Origin of the sequence: Bacillus sp. FSL K6-0073 (genome assembly GCF_038006085.1) — a bacterium.
Taxonomy (GTDB): domain Bacteria; phylum Bacillota; class Bacilli; order Bacillales; family Bacillaceae_G; genus Bacillus_A; species Bacillus_A cereus.
The window spans coordinates 3,726,756-3,741,789 of the sequence record NZ_JBBOUN010000001.1 but is presented as its reverse complement, the minus strand read 5'-3'; the positions used below and the strand labels follow the sequence as shown (position 1 = coordinate 3,741,789).

Below are 15,034 nucleotides of genomic sequence, written 5' to 3'. Positions count from 1 at the left end.
AAAAGAATTGATTTTATCTTTTTTTAAATCACTTGTGCTATAACTTAATAATTCTTTACTGCCTGTACAACGCGACCAATTATTTTTACATCTTCAGCTGAAAGGTCGTAAGTTTTTGGTTCGTGGATAGGGTCATTACTCAATGGTATTAAAGTAATGATGCTTCCGGATTTTGAAATCTTTTTCACGGTAGCATCATAACCATTGACTTTTACAACGGCAATTTGTCCGTTTTCAACATAAGGAGTTTCCTCTACTAAAACATAAGAACCATCAGGGAATTCGAGATTCATGCTAGTGCCTTTTACAGTAAGATAAAAATACTTTTTACGCTTGTTTAAAAATGTACTTAGCATTGGTAAATAGCCTTCAATATTTTCTTCGGCGAATATAGGTGTACCGGCGGCTACCGAACCAATGATAGGAATATGAATAATATTTGATTGATCGTTTTGGATGGTTTCATAAATAGAAACTTCTTCTTTAACAGTATTGTCCTCTTGAGTTGCGAGTCTTTCTAAATCATCAGTAGTGATTCCTAATCCCTTACAAACTTTTATCACATTATCAACAGATGCTTTGCCAATCCCTCTTGATAACATGGATTGCAGTGTTGTGGGGGGGAGACCTATTTTTTCGGCGAAGGCTCTTTTGCTATAGCCAGCTTCTTTTATTAAGCGTGTTACAACCTCTGCTTTTTTCATTACTTTCACCATCTTTCTTATTAAAATGTATACGATATTGCGTATTTCTGTATATATCATAACCTAACTAGATTTGTTAGTAAATAGAAAAGTATACGAAATTGAGTATTTTAATACGTTATTTTATTGACTAAATACGAAATTGAGTTTATATTTAAATGGAAATGAACGCAATATCGTACAAAAAGGTGGTGAGTCAATGTATCCGAATTTGCGTGCAGAGATGGCGAGAAAAAGAATTATGATTACACAAATTTCTTCGCATCTGAAACTTCGCCACGCAACAGTGAGCGACAAAATAAATGGTAAATTTCGTTTTTATTATGATGAAGCTTTTGAAATTAAGAAAACTTTTTTTCCAGAACATAGTTTGGAATATCTTTTTGAATTTGAAGAAAATGAAGCGAATTGAAATCGGAGGAGATTTACTTAAAATGTAACGCTATAATCGAATTATTGAATGATGATTTAATAAGAGGGTTCATATCAAAGTATTTAATTTAAATTTGGATAACTAGTTAATCTGTAAAAAGAAAGTAACGAATTATGGGTAGTGCGAAATTATCTCAATGCAATAAAGATAGCCCAAAATTAGTAGTGAGGAGGAGATGAGGATGGGGCAATTAACTGACTCATCAGTACATAGTTCATTAGTATTTGAAGTTGATGGCAAAGTAGTAACGGATAGTTTGGTAATTGCGAAGATATTCAAAAAAAATCACTTGGACGTTTTGAAGGAAGTTCGAAAACAAATTGTATATGTAGATGAAGAGTTTGGAGGAGAAAATTTTCACGAGTCCACTTATGTTAATTCAAAGAACAGGCGAATCTCTAAATATGATTTAACAGAAGAAGCATTCACGTTACTTGTTATGGGATATACCAGTAGAGAAGCGGTTGGAATGAAAATTAAATTTATGAAAGAGTTCAAACGAATGAAGCAGTATATACAAAATCAACAAAATGTGCCAAAGGATCCAATGGGGGTTTTAAAGTTAACATTTGCTGCGTTAGAAGGGCATACTCAGGAGATACAAGAGATTAAGTCTGAGGTGAGGGGATTGCGAGAAAATACGCCGCTTTATGCTATCGAGTGTGAAGAAATAACAAGGGCTGTAAAAAGGTTAGGTGTTATGTTATTGGGAGGTAAAAATTCAAATTCTTATCAGGATATCGGCCTTAGAAGGAAGTTATATAGAGACATTTACAGTCAGTTACATCGGGAATTTGGTGTGAATAGTTATAAAGCTATTAAGCGTCATCATTTGGATAGAGCAATACAAATTATTAATGAAGAATATTCAATTCCAACTGTTTTAAATGAAGAAATTACAGTTAAAAACTCACAAATAAATATGGCAGACATTCAGTAGGAGGAAAGAACATGCAAAGAAAGATTTTAGTGATTACTAGCAGTTTAGCAGGGTTACCAACTGTCAGTGAATTTAAAACAAAAGAAGATGCAAAAGAGCAGGTTAGAAAGCTTATTCAAAAAGGAATGAGTCAAAATGTGATTCGTATAACACAAGAAATTCCAATGAATATCGAAATTCAAGTGGATGTTGAATTTGAGGAATAAGAGAGGTTTAGAAGAAAATAGATATGGATAGCATGATTGTTTTGAATGAATGCATAAGAAAAGAATCCGTTGCAGCGGATTCTATAAGAAAAAATATCTCTAGATAAGTATAACATTGAATACCGTTTTTGAGAATTTATGAGGTGGCTAGTATGGGGATTATTCGAGTGAAAAAAGATAGTAATTATTCCGTTATAAATAATACTGGTTTAAAAGATGAAAGGTTGTCATGGAAAGCGAAAGGAATCTTAGCCTATGCGCTTACATTACCAGACGATTGGACTTTTCATATTAGCGAATTAGCTCGACATGCTAAGGATGGAGAAGATTCGCTCCGTACAGGTTTTAAGGAATTAAAAGAATTAGGTTATGTAAAACGTTATCCTGTTCGTGATGGGAATACCCAAAAAATTACAAGGTGGGATACGGAAATTTACGAAACGCCACAAAGGAACATGCCACAAGTGGAAAACCAAGATGTGGTAAAGCTATATGTGGAAAATCAGACACTACTAAATACTAATAGACTAATTACTAATAAACGAAATACTAATATACAAAACACTAATCATTATGATGATATGGATAAATTAGACTCTCGTGTATTCATCAATGAGAGGGTTAAAGTAAGTTGTAACTTTATTAAGGGGATGGGCATTCCGTTAAGTGAAATTGCAATTGCAGAGTTGGGGGATTTTTGTAATTTGTTTAGTGATGAGTTAATTCAGCAGGCAATTAATAAAGCCGTTGATGAGAATGCACCAAGATGGAACTACATTAAGGCTATATTGAGGAATTGGAAGGAGCAAGAAGTTAAAACATTAGTTGATGTGGCTACACTAGATAGACGTTTCGAAATGAGCAAGAAAAAGAAATATAACGAGACAGGTAGGAAGTATTCAAATAGAAAAGAGATTGTACCCGATTGGTTATATAAAGATGATGAATCAACAAATCTAGAAGGGGAAAGAAAAACCGTGCAGTCTACTGATGAAGAGCGTGAGAGATTACAAGAAGTGTTAAATAAATATAAGTCATAAGAAAAAATGTTAGGTGATTTTGTTATTTTAAAATATGTTATGTTAATAAAATAATAATACAATTATATTCTTTAAAGATTCCCAATGCATAGTGAACAGTATTATAAAGATAGTAGTGAATGTTTGGATCAAGTATGAACCATTTGTAATTTCAGTTTCTTTCTTAAGGTTCTATGGGGACTGTTAGAAGTTTTTTCAAAAGGATTCAGGAATTACTTACGATATCGGAATTCTAAAGATGTAATGAACTTATCAATAGAGGGTAAAAAATGTTAGGAAAGGGTTGTGTTTATAAAATGAAAGATAATTTACAAGTAATAAAGATTGAAAAAGCTAATAAGCATATTCATTCTATTAAATTAGTGTTAAGAGACTTTGTAAAAAGAACGGAAGTGGGTGAATCAGTAAGTGTTCGAATGGCTCAAAGATTATAAGAAGTTAGAAGAAGAAATTGCTTATTTAGAATACAACTTAGATAAATCAAAAGCCGAATTGAAGCGTTGGATTAGCGGTGATTTGCAAAATGTAAGATTAACCGCTGAATCGGAAGGGGCTAAGGTAGAAGGGCGTATTGAAGCAATTGAATATGAATTAGCTCATAAAATGAATGAAGAGTGTGATTTAAAGCTTTTGATTAATAAGTTTACAGGACTGGATCATCAAATACTTAAAATGAAATATGTTGATGGAATGACTTTAGAGCAAATTGCGTTTGAATTACATTATAGTACAGGCTATATACGCCGAAAACACGCTGAAATAAGGAAGATTGTCAAGTTTTTAGATGGATTTTAGTGTTACCTTTTTGTAGGATACATGCAGTGTACAGAAAGTATTGAAAAAGTGATTTATAGTAGTAATATAAGATTTCGACGAAAGGGCAACTATTTTTATGGTTGCTCTTTTTGTTGTGAAAGAAGGTGAGTAACATGAAGTGATTTTATAGATAAATTGGCATTTAGCTTCCGGTTATATTTAGTAAAGTAGTAGGTTTACAGGCGAAAATAATAGCAAATAAGGAGATGTTTAATGATGAATTTATTAGCTGCTTCAGTCAAAACAAAGAATTTGCCACAACAAGTGTTACGTTGGCAATCAATGGTAGAAAGTGAATGTTCCGCACAAGGAGTACCTGAGTTAGTTCCTTACGTACTTGGAATTATTATGGTGGAAAGTGGAGGGAACTCTGAAACAACCCCCGATATTATGCAGTCCAGTGAATCACAAGGTTGGCCAATGAATACAATTAAAAATCCTAAGGATTCAATTTATTACGGAGTAAAGCATTTAAAGGGAGCTTTTGATGATGCAAAGAAAAATGGTATTACAGATTTAAGTGCCATTGTTCAATCGTATAATTTTGGACGAGCTTACCTTCGCTGGTTAGCTTCTAACAATAAACAGCATTCATTACCGGTAGCAGATTTGTATTCTAAAACGGTTGTTGCTCCATCACTCGGAAATACAACTGGTGCTATGGTGAAATATAGTCACCCTATCGCTGTTGCCTACAATGGTGGTTATCGATATAAAAATGGGGGGAATTTCTTCTACTCTGAAATTGTTAAGCAATATGTTGATTTTAACGGAGGAACTGATGGTGGTGACAATAAACCGTTACAACCAAAAGGACTAGGAATTGCAACGTCTAAATACCCAGAAGGATCGGGTATCAATTTATATAGTGGCCCTGGAAAAGATGCTTGGTTCACAGGTCATGTCATTAATACAAAAATGCCATATTTAATTATAGATGCTGCTTGGTATGGTGGGAATGAAAATATGTTGTGCCTAGGTTGGGAAGCATGGGCAAAAGAAGAACACTTTGAAGTAGAGTGGTTCCATGCTTATTCAAAATATCCAGCAGGTTATGGTATTAACACATATGATGGTCCAAATGGAAATTATAAAGGAAATGTAGATGGATCTTATCCATATGGCGTTTTTGCGAGAAAAGATGGCTATATCGATATTGGACAAAATACATGGGTAAAAGAAGAACATTTTAATGTAAGGTAATAACAAAGGGTTTCTTATTCTGCGATTATAAATATTAAATTTAAATATAAAGAAAAAATGTTATGAAAGGGTGCTTTTTTAAGTGCCTTTTTATATCACTTATAAATAGGAAGGAAGATTATTATGGCAAAATTTATTTATCCAACCGATACAACGAGAGTAACAAGTGGTTTTAGGGGGAGTAGACCAGATCATCATGGGATAGATCTGGCTGAATCGGGTTATCATCCGATTTATGCAGCGGCTAGCGGACGAGTTAGTCGTTCTTATGTTTCATCTAGTTATGGTGAATGTATTATGATTGTGCACACTATTGATGGGGTTACATGGGAAACAGTATATGCTCATATGCGTAGCGGTTCTCGAACGGTGAAAGAAGGTGATTATGTTACGCAAGGACAAACTATTGGAGTTATGGGTAGCACGGGAGAAGTTACTGGTCAACATCTACATTTTGAATTGCATAAAGGGTCTTGGAACGTTAATAAGAGTAATGCTGTGAATCCATTAGATTACTTAGGAAAAGGAGACGGTGGTGGTACAACAGATCCTTCTAATAAACCACTACAACCAAAAGGGCTAGGTATCGCAACGTCTAAATACCCAGAAGGATCGGGTATCAATTTATATAGTGGCCCTGGAAAAGATGCCTGGTTCACAGGTCATGTCATTAATACAAAAACGCCATATTTAATTATAGATGCTGCTTGGTATGGTGGGAATGAAAATATGTTGTGCCTAGGTTGGGAAGCATGGGCAAAAGAAGAACACTTTGAAGTAGAGTGGTTCCATGCTTATTCAAAATATCCAGCAGGTTATGGTATTAACACATATGATGGTCCAAATGGAAATTATAAAGGAAATGTAGATGGATCTTATCCATATGGGATTTTTGCAAGAAAAGATGGTTATATCGATATTGGACAAAATACATGGGTAAAAGAAGAACATTTTAATGTGAGATAAGGATATTAGAGTAGGGTCACTCGTGTGATTCTTTTTAATTTTTGAAAAGGAGATGAGAACGATGGAAGAACAAATCTTCAATTCAATGATTCAACAAGGAGCATTCGCAGCTTTATTTGTGTGGATGCTGTTTACTACGCAAAAAAAGAATGAACAGCGCGAAGAACAATATCAAAAAGTTATTGAAAAAAATCAACAGGTCATTGAAGAACAAGCAAAAGCATTTAGTTCGTTGTCAAAGGATTTATCAGATGTTAAGCAAAAAATATTGGGAAACGGGGATGAGAAATAAAATATGATATTAAATTATTTGTCGCGTATGTAGGTTCTCAAATAGAGATTCAATTAATATATAATAATGAGAAAAAGCCCTAATACCAATAAGTATTGGGGCTTTTTCTCATTAGCTATAGTGAATAAGGTTGTAGTGGATTCTTCAAGAGGAAAGAGTGAATGAAGTCTAATATTTAATGTAAATGAAATGAAACCTTGAAGAATGCTTAGTTATAACACAGTCTTATTCAGGGATTTGTTAGTTCGCTTTCTAAATTTAGGGAATAAATATAGCTTAGTACCTTGCAATAAATAATACTAAGTGGTATATTATGGATAAATTAGGTACCGTGTATTGAACAGTACTGAGATAGGGAAGGAGGATGGCACTTGAACGTTCAGTTTAAAAAAGGTGTGCTTGAACTTTGTGTATTAGCACTTGTAAAACGTAAAGATAGTTACGGTTATGAACTTGTTCAGCAAATTTCTAATAAATTTTTAATATCGGAAGGGTCAGTATACCCTTTATTACGTCGTTTGACGAAAGAAGGGTATTTTCAAACGTATTTAAAGGAATCTACGGAAGGGCCACCTCGTAAATATTATCAATTAACAGAGCAAGGGGAGACGCAATTTCATTTGTTAGTAACAGAATGGTGTGATTTTGCGAAAGGGGTACAAGAAATTATTGAAGGGGTGGAATGGGATGAGTAAAGAAGGGTTTCTTAAAGAATTATCAAGTTATCTTAGAAAGTTACCAGAGGAAGAGAGGCAAGATATTTTATTGGATTATGAAGAGCACTTTCAGTTTGGACTAGAAGAGGGGAAAACTGAATCAGAAATAATACAAGGCCTTGGTTCTCCGAAAGTAATAGCGAAAGAATTACTTGCGATGTATCGCTTCGATGAAATGAAAAAAAATCCATCGACTTCAAATGTGACAAGAGCTGTTATGGCAGCGATTGGACTTAGTTTGTTTAATTTTATTATTGTGTTAGGACCGTTAGTCGCAATTATTGCTTTTATATTTTCTTTTTGGATCGGTGGTATTGCTAGTGTAGTAACACCATTTTTCGTTATTGGAAAAGTATTTATGGGTACTTTTATATGGTTGGATCTTTTCGTTAGTATAACGTTTGTTGGAGTAGGTTTATTGTTATGTATTATCGCTTTTTATAGTACAAAGTGGTTTAAGAGATTGTGTGTACGATATGTAATATGGAACTTCAAAATGATAAAAGGAGAGTAAATGATGAAAAAACTATTTTTAATCGCTATTGCTTGTATCATTATTGGAGTAATAGGAATTTCCCAAACATATGAAAAAGCAGTACAAACTGCTAAAAAAGGCGATAAAGAAAATGTAATTAAAAACGAAACATTAAAAAATATAGAAGTTAAGTTAGATGCCGGGGATATTATTGTCCAAAAATCTCCTGACTCTTCTTTTTATATCAAGCAATCAGGAGATGTACGTAAACAAGAGATTCGTATCGCAGAAGATGGTGACACATTAAAAGTTATTGGGGAAAGAGAAAAAGGTGCTTCATTTGATTTTTCTTTTTACGATTTTAGGTTTCAAACGTCTAAATTGACTCTCCTTGTGCCCGAACGCTCTTACCAAGATGTAAAAGTAAATTCATCTGCTGGACAAATCGAAATGAGTGATGTGAAAAGTGATAGCGTAAGTGTTAGAACACTTGCTGGAGAAGTAGAGTTGAAACAAATAACGGCTAAGAATGTGGAGGGATCGACAAAAGCTGGTGAGGTGAATTTTAAGAAGGTATTAGGGAAAGTGACCGCAAAAACAACAAGTGGGGAAATAAATATTCAAGATCATGATTCTAAGTATAATCTAGAAGCAAGTTCAACTGCGGGAGATATAGATATTACTTTATCGGAAAAACCACAAGATGCGGTAATTACTGGGCAAAGTGCTGCCGGAGATGTAACAATTTTTAATGAAGAAAATAAAAACGTAACAATTGGAAATGGTAGTAAAAAGATTAGTGGTAAAACGGCTGCTGGAGATGTGACGATTAAAACTCGTTAATAAGAAATAGAATGCATGGAAATCTATCAAAATACAAAAAAGAAGATAATTACCGTATATAAATAAGGTAATTATCTTCTTTTTATTATTTTTTAATGTAAATCACGATATACGCCAATTACTTTCCCGATAACTGACACTTGTTTTAAAATGATAGGTTCTAATGAAGAATTTTCTGGTTGTAAACGGAAATGGTCTTTTTCTTTATAGAAACGTTTAACAGTTGCTTCATTATCTTCTGTTAAAGCGACTACAATTTCACCATTATATGCAGACTGTTGTTGGCGAACAACAACTAGATCTCCATCGAAAATACCAGCTTCAATCATACTATCTCCAGAAATACGTAACATGAACACTTGGTCTGCTCCAGCGACAATACTAGCTGGAAGTGGGAAATGTTCCTCTACGCTTTCAACCGCTGTAATTGGTAAACCAGCAGTAACTTTTCCGACAATTGGAACTTGAATAACAGATTGTGTTTCCGTATCCATTCGGTCTTCACCTAAAATTTCAATGGCACGTGGTTTTGTTGGATCGCGTCGAATGTATCCTTTTTCTTCTAATCGTGATAAATGTCCGTGCACTGTAGAACTAGAAGCGAGGCCGACTGCTTGACCAATTTCACGTACGGAAGGTGGATATCCTTTTTCTTGTACTTTTAGCTTAATAAAGTCGAGAATGTCTTGCTGGCGTTTCGTTAACTTTTCCATGTTTTCTAACACCTCGTTTTCTTTCATTTTTCTTATTAATAAGTATAACATGTGAAAAAACATTCTACAAACATAAGTTCGAACAAATGGCGGATTTATGTTACACTATAGGGAAATAATAGGGAGAAAGAGGGGTTCAAAATGAATGCAATTATTTATGCACGTGTGAGTACAACGAAAGAAGCGCAAGAAACATCATTATTACGTCAAAAAGATGAATTATTGCATTTAGCTGAGCGCTATCAAATGAATGTTACTAAGGTGATTGAAGAGCAGGCTAGTGGATATACAATTGAACGTGACGGTATATTAGAGGTGTTGGATACAATTCGAGACGAACAAATCGATGTGTTACTTATACAAGATGAAACGCGCCTTGGTAGAGGAAATGCGAAGATCGCATTAATGCATTGTTTACATAAAGAAGGCATAAAAGTATATACGCATACACATAATGGTGAATTACAATTGTCGGATTCTGATTCGATGGTATTAGATATTATTGGTATTGTTGAAGAATATCAAAGAAAGATTCATAATTTGAAAATTAAACGAGGTATGCAACGTGCAGTAGAAAAAGGTTATCGTCCAGAAAATAATTTAAAAAATCGTCATTTAAGTGTAGGAAGAGAGAAAAAAGAAGTGCCAATTGAGGAAATTGTACGTTTACGAAAAAGTGAACTCACGTTTGAAGAAATTGCAGCAACATTACGTGGATTTGGTCATGATGTTTCAAAGGCGACTGTACATCGTAGATATGTAGAGTATACGAAGCAATTGCTTGATAAAGAAGAGTAACTATTGTATGATAATAATCAGTTTTGATTAGAAGGGGGATTCGAGATGATTAATCACGAACTCGTTGAACGCATTAACTTCTTAGCGAAAAAAGCAAAAGCTGAAGGTTTAACTGAAGAAGAGCAACGTGAGCGTCAATCGCTACGTGAACAATATTTAAAAGGATTTCGTCAAAATATGTTAAACGAACTTAAAGGTATTAAAGTTGTTAACGAAGAAGGTACAGATGTTACACCGACGAAATTAAAAGCTTTAAAAAAGCAAGATAATGCAAAATTAAATTAAAAGATGGGCGAAGCCCATCTTTTTTATTTGTAAAAATCGTTATTTAATAACTTTCCAGTTGTTATTAACTGTTGCTTCTATCGTTTTATGTTCCAATATATAATTAGCGATAAGTTCAGACATATCTGTGGGTATATCTTTTACTACCGGTTTGTTTTGAAACATAAAGAAATTTCCCCCGCCACTTGCACGATAATTATTCATTACAACGTCATATTCTTCATTCATATTAAGAGGAGCACTGTTATGCTGTAAAGATTCTACTCTTTCACCAATTGGTTTTGAAATGTTTAATACGTATGAAATCCCTTCCCACATATCATAATTATAATGTTGTGGCTTTGGTTCTATATAGGTAGGACTTACGGTGATGGATCCATCTGTTTTTAATGTGAAATAAGAAGCAGAGAGTTCAAGAGCATTTTTTATATCTGCTCCAGTTATTCTAATTACTTTTAATGTGTTTGGATAAATATAATTAGAAACGATGTCACGCATTGTTACATGTTCCGGGAAACCTGGAGATGTATTATGGAACAAACTTGTACAAGAAATTGATACATTAGCTATATCCATCTGTATTTTATTTATGAATTCGATAAAAGGATGATCATGCAAACGAGTTTGCATAGCATCTGAAATTTGCATATCTCCCTGAATGATTCCAATAGGTTGATCAAGCCACTTTTGTGTTTTCTCTTCGTAATCGGCTACCAATGAAAGTGCATCTTGGTCAGCCTCAACTCCTTGTACAGATAATAATTCAGAAGACCTCTCTTTTTTCACCCATTTATGTTTTGTTTTTTCGAATGTTATTTTTACTTTTCCAACTGAGTTTCCATTACATCCGGTCTGTAAAATTGTTACACCGTTAGCCATTGTGTGAGCAATTTCCCGGTGTTGGTGGCCTGTTAATAAAATATCTATGCCTTCAATTTCATGGCACATTGCATATCCTTGGTTTTCTCCTGTTAACACTTCAGTCGGTACCCCGGTTTGTAAATCTCGTTCAACTCCCCCGTGATACGCTACGACTAGTAAATCTGGTTTCTCATGTTCGCGAATATAAGAAACCCATTCTTTTGTAGTCTTTAATGCATCTTCAAATAGTAAATCTTTAATGTGATGGGACTGTTCCCAATTTGGGATGTAATGTGTTGTTACCCCATCGCTATCAAGCTAAGAAAATACAACTACCCCCAGAACAAGATTTTGTGCTAATTTGTAATAAAAAAGCTCATTTTTTCGTTTTGGGGATACCTTAAAATTTTAAGTTGATGGGCATGTGGTGCTACCCCATCGCTATCAAGCTAATAAAAAGAAATGCCCCCTAAAATGAAAAAATACGCTATTCTTTCTGTAGAATCATAGGAAAGGATGGCGTTTTTTATGTCTGTTTCTGTGTCTAACGAATTACAACTATTTGCTCAAGAGATTCAAAGTGCCCTATCTCCAAATGCCTTACGAGATATTGCTAGAGATGTTGGCTTTGTACAACGAACCAGTAAGTACCAAGCAAAAGATTTAGTAGCTTTATGTGTATGGGTGAGCCAAAATGTAGCTATGACTTCTTTAACTCAGTTATCTAGCTGTTTAGAAGCATCAACAGAAGTACTCATCAGTCCTGAGGGACTGAATCAACGGTTTAATAAGGCGGCCGTCCAACTTTTACAACACCTACTAGCCGAACTACTAAGCAAAAAATTGGCCGCATCTATGCCGATTTCTTCTCCATACACTTCTGTTTTCAAGCGTATTCGTATTTTAGATTCAACTGCATTTCAACTCCCGGATATATTTTCATCGGTTTATCCTGGTGCGGGAGGATGCAGCCATACAGCGGGAGTAAAGATACAGCTTGAGTATGATTTATTAAGTGGACAATTCCTTCATATTCATACAGGTCCAGGTAAACAACATGATCGAACCTACGGTTCCCTGTGTGCCCCAACTGTAACAGCGAATGATTTATGTATCCGAGATTTAGGTTATTTTCATTTGAAAGATCTTCAACATATACAAGATAAAAAGGCCTATTATATCTCACGTATTAAATCGAATACACGTATTTATCAAAAAAATCCAAACCCTGATTATTTTCAAGATGGCAGAATTAAGAAGGGTACAGAGTATATCCAAATAGATATGGAGGTTTTAATGAACTCTCTTCAGCCAGGACAAACATATGAAATATCCAACGCTTATGTAGGAATGACTGATAAAGTACCAACTCGTGTGATTGTTCATCGACTAACAAAAGAACAACAACAAAAACGATTACACGATCAAACGGTAAGAGAAAAAAAGAAAGGAATGAAGTATTCTGCTCGTAGTAAACGACTTAGCGGTATCAATGTATATATGACAAATACCCCTATAGATATTGTCCCAATGGGACAAGTACATGATTGGTATTCTTTACGTTGGCAAATCGAGATTTTATTTAAAACATGGAAATCATTCTTTCATATTCATCATTGTAAAAAGATAAAACGAGAACGATTGGAATGCCATTTGTATGGGCAACTGATTGCCATTCTACTTTGTTCTTCTACCATGTTTCAAATGCGGCAATTACTTCTTATGAAAAAGAAACGAGAACTGAGTGAATATAAGGCCATATATATGATTAAAGACTATTTCCTTCTTCTATTCCAAACTATACAAAAAAACACCCAAGAGCTATCAAAGGTATTACTTCGCCTGTTCAATCTCCTACAGCAAAACGGGCGAAAATTCCATAGGTATGAGAAGAAAACAGTTTTTGATATATTAGGTGTCGTTTATAATTGTACTATGTCGGACAATCAAGCCGCTTAATTCAAAAAAGTGAAACCCGTTAGGGTTTATTTCGTATGCAAATCTTTCAATCACCTACACTTGCCCTTTAGAAAAAGGAACAATCTCGCCTAAAATTGACTTTGTATAAGCTTAGCTTGATAGCGATGTGTTGTTACCCCTAAAATAGCAATTTTTATATTGGATTCAATCTGTTTGATTATATAAGGTTTTCCGAAATAAGGTTTTTTACTGTTTTTATCTAAAATGTTTGCTGATAGGTACGGGAAGTTCGCAGTAGTCACAGCATTATTTAATATATCCATCCCGTAATTAAATTCATGATTGCCGATAATTGCAGCGTCATACTGTAAGTAATTCGCTAATAAGGACATTGGGTTTTTTTTGTTTTTTTCGTATGTAACATAATGATAAGTAAATGGTGTTCCTTGAATAAAGTCGCCATTATCAATTAAAAGAACGTTTCTATTTTGGGAACGTTCTTTTTTTATAAGAGTAGAAATTTTAGCTAAACCAAGTTCTGCTGGGGAGTTATCTTGGTAGTGAATAGGATAAACAGTGCCATGTATATCGCTTGTTAATAAGATGTTTAAAGTTACAGTTTGATTTTGTTCCAATATGACTCACCTTTTCTATTGTTATCTTCCAATTCATCATATCAAATATGTGAAGAGAATTTTAATGTGAGTGTATAGAATGTGTAAAGATTCTGTAAATAATCAATTATTTGTAAAAATATGTGATATATTTCTTCATGTTTATGAAAGGTTATTTTATAACAATGAAAAATGGAGGCATTAATATGTTGAAAAAAGTTTTTGCAATGAGCACAACAGTTGTACTAGCAGCGGGATTATTAAGTGGCTGCGGGACGAAAGAGTCAAGTGCAAGTAAAAATGAAGATACGAAAAAAGGGTATGTACCGAAGACTTTAAATGTTCAATTTGTTCCTTCTCAAAATGCAGATACGTTAGAGGCGAAGGCAAAACCGCTTGAGAAGCTATTAAGTGATAAGTTAAATATTCCAGTAAAAGTTAGTATTTCAACGAACTACAATACAATTGTAGAAGCGATGGCATCTAAACAAGTAGATGTAGGATTTTTACCGCCAACAGCGTACGTATTAGCACATGAAAAGAAGGCTGCAAATGTAATTTTACAAGCACAACGTTTTGGAGTAGATGATGAAACAGGAGCTCCTACAAAAGATTTAGTAGATTATTATAAATCTGAGTTTGTTGTTAAAAAAGACTCTAATATAAATAGTGTAAAAGATTTAAAAGGTAAAAAGATTGGTTATCAAGATGTAACATCATCAGCAGGGTATGTATGGCCTGCAGCTGTTCTATTAAAAGAGGGAATTGATCCGTTAAAAGATGTGAAACCTGTTACATTAAAAGGTCACGATCAGTCGCTTATTGCTCTTTTAAATGGTGACGTAGATGCAGCTGTTGTATTCCAAGATGCTCGTAATATTGTAAAAAAAGATTATCCGAATATATTTGATCAAACGAAAATAGTGAAATTTACTGAGAAAATTCCGAACGATACAATTTCTGTACGATCTGATTTAGATGCAGAGTGGAGCAAGAAATTACAAGATGCTTTCATTGAAATTGGAAAGAATGAGGAAGGTCACAAAATCATTAAAGAAGTATATTCACATGAAGGATATGTTAAATCTGATGATAGTAAATTTGATATCGTTCGTGAATATGGGAAGAAAGTAAAAACGCAATAATACATATGAAAATGGCAGCTAGCTGAAAGGGGATGTTTTCAGTTAGTTTGCCGTTTTGAATACA

The 15,034-nt window shown here is 34.1% G+C and carries 18 protein-coding genes and 2 pseudogenes; 16 read left to right on the top strand and 4 right to left on the bottom strand.

The window, feature by feature from the left end; genetic code table 11:
- Positions 1-44: 44 nt before the first annotated feature.
- A complete protein-coding gene (locus MHB52_RS19295; protein WP_033683142.1) occupies positions 45-704 on the bottom strand; it encodes a LexA family protein in 660 nt (219 codons plus the stop codon).
- 199 nt (positions 705-903) lie between these two features.
- On the opposite strand from MHB52_RS19295, the gene MHB52_RS19290 reads away from it, so the two are divergent.
- The 12 genes from MHB52_RS19290 to MHB52_RS19235 all read left to right on the top strand — a co-directional run bounded on the left by MHB52_RS19290 (position 904) and on the right by MHB52_RS19235 (position 8,634).
- The gene (locus MHB52_RS19290; RefSeq protein WP_000283431.1) at positions 904-1,116 is read left to right on the top strand and encodes a hypothetical protein; all 213 of its coding nucleotides are present in this window, start codon (positions 904-906) and stop codon (positions 1,114-1,116) included.
- Between the two features lie 202 nt (positions 1,117-1,318).
- Positions 1,319-2,077: an ORF6C domain-containing protein gene (locus tag MHB52_RS19285; protein ID WP_044795394.1), complete on the top strand. Its 759-nt coding sequence runs from the start codon at positions 1,319-1,321 to the stop codon at positions 2,075-2,077.
- An 11-nt stretch (positions 2,078-2,088) separates the two neighbouring features.
- A complete protein-coding gene (locus MHB52_RS19280; protein ID WP_001189064.1) occupies positions 2,089-2,283 on the top strand; it encodes a hypothetical protein in 195 nt (64 codons plus the stop codon).
- Between the two features lie 152 nt (positions 2,284-2,435).
- Entirely contained in the window at positions 2,436-3,323 is an 888-nt protein-coding gene (locus tag MHB52_RS19275; protein WP_016118487.1) for a DnaD domain protein, read from the top strand.
- 269 nt (positions 3,324-3,592) lie between these two features.
- Positions 3,593-3,757: a hypothetical protein gene (locus MHB52_RS19270; protein ID WP_000900736.1), complete on the top strand. Its 165-nt coding sequence runs from the start codon at positions 3,593-3,595 to the stop codon at positions 3,755-3,757.
- Positions 3,732-4,118, top strand: coding sequence for a DUF1492 domain-containing protein (locus MHB52_RS19265; protein ID WP_000464424.1), 387 nt, complete (start codon positions 3,732-3,734; stop codon positions 4,116-4,118). Before MHB52_RS19270 ends, MHB52_RS19265 begins: the two co-directional genes overlap by 26 nt.
- Before the next feature lie 237 nt (positions 4,119-4,355).
- A complete protein-coding gene (locus MHB52_RS19260; RefSeq protein WP_033668930.1) occupies positions 4,356-5,342 on the top strand; it encodes a lysozyme family protein in 987 nt (328 codons plus the stop codon).
- A 123-nt stretch (positions 5,343-5,465) separates the two neighbouring features.
- Positions 5,466-6,308, top strand: coding sequence for a peptidoglycan DD-metalloendopeptidase family protein (locus MHB52_RS19255; RefSeq protein WP_144575104.1), 843 nt, complete (start codon positions 5,466-5,468; stop codon positions 6,306-6,308).
- A 61-nt stretch (positions 6,309-6,369) separates the two neighbouring features.
- Positions 6,370-6,600: a BhlA/UviB family holin-like peptide gene (locus MHB52_RS19250; RefSeq protein ID WP_000392443.1), complete on the top strand. Its 231-nt coding sequence runs from the start codon at positions 6,370-6,372 to the stop codon at positions 6,598-6,600.
- Positions 6,601-6,971: 371 nt separating this feature from the next.
- Positions 6,972-7,295, top strand: coding sequence for a PadR family transcriptional regulator (locus MHB52_RS19245; RefSeq protein WP_001102627.1), 324 nt, complete (start codon positions 6,972-6,974; stop codon positions 7,293-7,295).
- Positions 7,288-7,830, top strand: a complete 543-nt coding sequence (locus MHB52_RS19240) for a DUF1700 domain-containing protein (RefSeq protein ID WP_000031383.1) — start codon at positions 7,288-7,290, stop codon at positions 7,828-7,830. The genes MHB52_RS19245 and MHB52_RS19240 overlap by 8 nt, the downstream gene beginning before the upstream one ends.
- Positions 7,831-8,634, top strand: a complete 804-nt coding sequence (locus MHB52_RS19235; protein WP_000976240.1) for a DUF4097 family beta strand repeat-containing protein — start codon at positions 7,831-7,833, stop codon at positions 8,632-8,634.
- 92 nt (positions 8,635-8,726) lie between these two features.
- On the opposite strand, the gene lexA is transcribed toward MHB52_RS19235, so the two are convergent.
- Positions 8,727-9,347 (bottom strand): transcriptional repressor LexA, encoded by a 621-nt coding sequence (lexA, locus tag MHB52_RS19230; protein WP_000413738.1) that lies wholly within the window; start codon positions 9,345-9,347, stop codon positions 8,727-8,729.
- A 141-nt stretch (positions 9,348-9,488) separates the two neighbouring features.
- Between lexA and MHB52_RS19225 the strand changes: the two genes are divergently transcribed.
- Entirely contained in the window at positions 9,489-10,145 is a 657-nt protein-coding gene (locus MHB52_RS19225; RefSeq protein WP_000991470.1) for a YneB family resolvase-like protein, read from the top strand.
- Between the two features lie 45 nt (positions 10,146-10,190).
- Positions 10,191-10,430: a DUF896 domain-containing protein gene (locus MHB52_RS19220; protein ID WP_000607015.1), complete on the top strand. Its 240-nt coding sequence runs from the start codon at positions 10,191-10,193 to the stop codon at positions 10,428-10,430.
- Between the two features lie 39 nt (positions 10,431-10,469).
- Here MHB52_RS19220 and MHB52_RS19215 read toward each other — a convergent pair.
- Positions 10,470-11,597: pseudogene (locus MHB52_RS19215) on the bottom strand (bifunctional metallophosphatase/5'-nucleotidase); the annotation flags it as partial.
- A gap of 222 nt (positions 11,598-11,819) precedes the next feature.
- Here MHB52_RS19215 and MHB52_RS19210 point away from each other — a divergent pair.
- Positions 11,820-13,250, top strand: coding sequence for an IS4 family transposase (locus MHB52_RS19210; protein WP_061663672.1), 1,431 nt, complete (start codon positions 11,820-11,822; stop codon positions 13,248-13,250).
- 125 nt (positions 13,251-13,375) lie between these two features.
- On the opposite strand, the pseudogene MHB52_RS19205 reads toward MHB52_RS19210, so the two are convergent.
- A pseudogene (locus MHB52_RS19205) lies at positions 13,376-13,846 on the bottom strand (metallophosphoesterase); the annotation flags it as partial.
- A gap of 185 nt (positions 13,847-14,031) precedes the next feature.
- Here MHB52_RS19205 and MHB52_RS19200 point away from each other — a divergent pair.
- Positions 14,032-14,970, top strand: a complete 939-nt coding sequence (locus MHB52_RS19200) for a phosphate/phosphite/phosphonate ABC transporter substrate-binding protein (protein ID WP_000915058.1) — start codon at positions 14,032-14,034, stop codon at positions 14,968-14,970.
- Positions 14,971-15,034 lie beyond the last annotated feature (64 nt).